4 protein-coding genes and 1 rRNA gene are annotated in these 4,101 nt (G+C 46.1%); all 5 read left to right on the forward strand.

Features of this window, described 5'->3' with window-relative positions; translation table 11 throughout:
- Window positions 1-109 precede the first annotated feature (109 nt).
- A 5S ribosomal RNA gene (rrf, locus tag Psfp_RS20715) occupies window positions 110-226 on the forward strand.
- A 385-nt stretch (window positions 227-611) separates the two neighbouring features.
- A complete protein-coding gene (locus tag Psfp_RS20720) occupies window positions 612-1,427 on the forward strand; it encodes a MerR family transcriptional regulator (RefSeq protein ID WP_134220408.1) in 816 nt (271 codons plus the stop codon).
- Between the two features lie 75 nt (window positions 1,428-1,502).
- A complete protein-coding gene (locus Psfp_RS20725) occupies window positions 1,503-2,183 on the forward strand; it encodes an isoprenylcysteine carboxylmethyltransferase family protein (protein WP_134220409.1) in 681 nt (226 codons plus the stop codon).
- A gap of 184 nt (window positions 2,184-2,367) precedes the next feature.
- Complete coding sequence (gene pdxS / locus Psfp_RS20730; protein ID WP_134220410.1) at window positions 2,368-3,252, forward strand: pyridoxal 5'-phosphate synthase lyase subunit PdxS; 885 nt, start codon at window positions 2,368-2,370, stop codon at window positions 3,250-3,252.
- Between the two features lie 219 nt (window positions 3,253-3,471).
- On the forward strand, window positions 3,472-4,038 hold the full coding sequence (pdxT, locus tag Psfp_RS20735) for a pyridoxal 5'-phosphate synthase glutaminase subunit PdxT (protein ID WP_134220411.1): 567 nt from the start codon (window positions 3,472-3,474) through the stop codon (window positions 4,036-4,038).
- The last annotated feature ends 63 nt before the right edge of the window (window positions 4,039-4,101 follow it).

Below are 4,101 nucleotides of genomic sequence, written 5' to 3' on the forward strand. Positions count from 1 at the left end.
CTGACCGGTACTAATAGGTCGAGGGCTTGACCTAAAACAGCAACTAAAACATTGTAACTCCTACGCTGTACAGTTTTGAGAGAACATCTCAACTAAAACGATAAATATTTCTGGTGACAATGTCGGAAGGGGTACACCCGTTCCCATCCCGAACACGGCAGTTAAGCCCTCCTGAGCCAATGGTACTTGGGACGTCGGTCCCTGGGAGAGTAGGTCGTCGCCAGATTAATTTTAAAGCCTCATGGTTAAACGACCATGAGGCTAATTATTTACAGACGTCCCTAAAGAAGTATTGATACAGGGAACGGTGCGGCCGCAGACCATTTCAGATTTTTTGTAAACCTCCATACAGATGTAGAATAAGAACATCTGTATGGAGGTTTTGTTAATGGCAAAGAGGAGAATCACCTGATCTATGCCAAAACCGATTACATTATTTTTTTGGTACCTCCAAATTTTATGATTATCAAATGATTAATCCCATCTTACAAGCATGTCATATTCTCTTGATGGGTAAAAAATAATTATGGTAGATAAGATGTTGTTATCTGAAATATATTGACCCGGCCCTTAGGGCCTGGTTTATACTGACCTTAAAAGGTGGGATGCCAGTGGAAAACCGCATAAAGATCGGCGATTTCGTTAAACTGACCGGAAGCACATTAAAAACCATAAATTATTACCACAAAATCGGTTTGCTGCCTGTACCGGAGCGCTCTGCTGGGGGATACCGTTTATATGGGCCGACGGAGTTGAACCGCATGCGTTTGATCAAACGCTTAAAATCCCTGGGGTTAGGTCTCAAGCACATTAAGGAAATAATGGGAGATTTACAGAATCCCAAAACATGGCGAGAAGTCTTACAATCCCTGCGTCTAGAATTGCTCAATCAAAAGAAAACCCTGGAAGAACGAATGGCGAAAATTGATACTCTTCTGAGTGAAAATGCGCTTCTTTTGAATGAAGACAGTTTAGATTCTCCTTCTTTTCAAATGATTACTGAGATACTGGGGGCGGATCAAATTGAAAAATACGCTCGTACCTGCCCGGAAATATATGATCACCACCGCAAATTGTATGGCATCCTGGATGATTTCCAGTGGGGTGAAGATTACCGGGAGAGCTTTCGCGCCCTGGCCGAGTATTTCAAAACGCATCCCGAACACTATCAACTGGCTTTGGATTCAGGAGCGCGTTGGGCCAAGCTTTCCCAACTTAGCGTAGACGATCCCCAGATTGAAGCTTTGGCAAGCGAATCTGTCGCTCTTATCAACAGCATGCCTCCGGTAAAAGAGCTAATATGCAAACATCCAGGAATGAAAAAGCCTCTAGAAAGCTTATATCAGGAGATAGTCGCCGATGTGCTTTCACCAGCCCAATTAAAGTACCAACAACTTTTTGAAAAATTTCTCTCAGCTGAAGACTAATTAATAGTTGTGGATATTCTAAATAAGATAAAAGATTCCATTCCTAAAGACGATCGAGGACAGGAGATAATACTTATGAAAGACAATATTAATAATTTATCCACGTTTAAAGCTTATCTAGTACCTTTAATAATTATGATTGTGATGGGGCTTGTGTTATTTCTCCCCGCAGGCTCCTTAAAGTTTTGGGAAGCATGGATTTGGTGGTCGATAATTTCTGCACTGACACTTTTTATTACCACCTATTTTTTAAAAAAGGATCCAGGGCTTTTGTCAAGACGAATGAAAGTAAGAGAAAAAGAGCAACAACCAGGTATCATACGCATCTTATCATTCTTATCTCTGTTCGCCTACTTAATTCCCGGCTTTGATTACCGTTATCACTGGTCGGCAGTGCCGGTTTGGATTATAATTGCTGCCAATGCTTTGGTCTTTTTGGGATATGTATTCATTTTCTTGGTTTTTAAGGAAAATAGTTATGCTTCGACTATCATACAGGTGGAGAAAGAGCAACAGGTTATTACAACCGGTCCCTACGCTATTGTTCGTCATCCGATGTATACGGGGTTGTTAATAATGCAGTTGTTCACTCCTCTAGCCCTTGGTTCTTATTGGGCATTAATATTCTCGTTCCTTTTCATACCAACGATTATATTCAGGATAAGAAAAGAAGAAGAAGTGCTATTACGAGACCTACCGGGGTACACGGATTATTTTATTAAAACACGTTATCGCTTGATTCCTTCATTTTGGTAAAAATTAGTGTGACCCTCAATCCCGAATAACCGGGGCAGGATCAGAATCGCCGGGATAAAGAACAGCCCCTGGCGGATTTTTTTATTTTGCTTTTGGGTTGCTCAGACAGCGATCTTGTATTTGATTTAGTATTAATGTAAAATAGTTTGATAGTTAATAAGGTGCTCGATTGGAGGCAGTTTTGATGGCGGAAAAAGGAACCTGGACAGTGAAGAAAGGTTTGGCTGAGATGCTCAAGGGTGGGGTAATAATGGATGTGACAACACCCGAGCAGGCCAAAATTGCGGAAGAGGCGGGCGCCTGCGCTGTAATGGCTCTGGAGAGGGTACCGGCCGATATCAGGGCGGCCGGAGGCGTGGCGCGTATGGCTGATCCAACAATAATCCTGCGTATTATGGATGCGGTGACTATTCCAGTAATGGCGAAGGCCCGCATTGGACACTTCGTGGAGGCGCAAATCCTCGAGTCGCTTGGGGTTGATTATATTGATGAGAGTGAAGTGCTCACACCCGCGGACGATAACTTCCACATTGACAAGAATGCCTTTAAGGTACCATTTGTATGTGGCGCCAGGAACCTCGGTGAGGCGCTACGGCGCATCGGCGAAGGCGCAGCTATGATCCGGACCAAAGGTGAACCTGGCACGGGCAACGTGGTTGAAGCCGTCCGGCATATGAGGATGGTCATGGGAGAAATTCGCAGGGTGCAGAATTTGCCTAAAGAAGAGTTAATGACCGCCGCCAAGGACCTTGGGGCGCCTTACGACTTGCTGGCGCAGGTGGCAAAAGCCGGCCGCTTGCCGGTGGTGAACTTTGCAGCCGGTGGTATTGCTACTCCGGCGGACGCCGCGCTGATGATGCAGCTTGGCTGCGACGGTATTTTTGTCGGTTCGGGCATCTTTAAATCCAAAGATCCTGCCGCGCGGGCTAAAGCGATTGTGGCTGCTACCACCCATTACAACGACCCGCAGATCCTGGCGGAGGTTTCCAGGGACCTCGGTGAGGCCATGCCCGGGCTGGAGATCGCAAATATTGCCCCTGCTGAACGGATGCAGGACCGCGGCTGGTAATTCGGTCGTCAGTCGTCGGCTGCCAGAGGTCAGATTGGAGTCTTTGAATATGAGAGTCCCGCATACAAAGCTATACCCAAGAAATGTCGTATGTGATGGGGCATGATTTTCTAAATGGAAATAATGATATAAATATGGAGGCGCTTCTGAGACACTCTGTCGTTAGTATATAAGAATATTTGAGATAAAGGGCCTTTATTCTGGAAAGGAAGTTGTAAAATGAGGGTAGGGGTTCTGGCCCTCCAGGGGGCCTTCAGGGAGCACCAGAAGGCGCTTGCCGCGTGTGGTGTAGAAACGGAGCAGATCAAGAAGCCGGAACAGCTTGCCAAAATCTCGGCTCTGGTAATCCCCGGTGGGGAGAGTACCACCATGGGCAAGCTGCTGATAGAATTTAACCTTCTTGAACCGATCAAAGAATTAGGGGAGCAGGGGATGCCGGTATTCGGCACCTGCGCCGGAATGATCCTTCTGGCTAAAGGGATAGCAGGCTCAACCCAGCCCCGCCTGGGTCTGATGGATATTACCGTGGAGCGCAACGCTTTCGGCCGGCAGGTGGACAGCTTTGAAGCAGAGCTTGACATCCCGGTTTTAGGAGAGGAACCTTTCCGGGCGGTCTTTATCCGGGCCCCTTATATTCTGAGCGTCGAAAAAAGCGTTGAAGCGCTAACCAGCTTCGGGGGGAAAATTATTTTTGCCCGCCAGGGAAGGTTCCTGGCCGCTGCTTTTCACCCGGAATTGACCGGCGACTTGCGGGTGCACCGTTATTTTCTGGAAAATTGCATTTAGCATAAGGTATTATCATGTATGTAAATATTGAGAATATATTGTTATTTTGTATCCCTATTGCAT

The organism is Pelotomaculum sp. FP, assembly GCF_004369245.1.
GTDB classification, from domain to species: domain Bacteria; phylum Bacillota; class Desulfotomaculia; order Desulfotomaculales; family Pelotomaculaceae; genus Pelotomaculum_C; species Pelotomaculum_C schinkii.

Coding starts and splice junctions, on each gene's coding strand:
- Psfp_RS20725 (WP_134220409.1), top strand. CDS start 1,503: ATGAAAGACAATATTAATAATTTATCCACGTTTAAAGCTTATCTAGTA.
- pdxS (WP_134220410.1), top strand. CDS start 2,368: ATGGCGGAAAAAGGAACCTGGACAGTGAAGAAAGGTTTGGCTGAGATG.
- pdxT (WP_134220411.1), top strand. CDS start 3,472: ATGAGGGTAGGGGTTCTGGCCCTCCAGGGGGCCTTCAGGGAGCACCAG.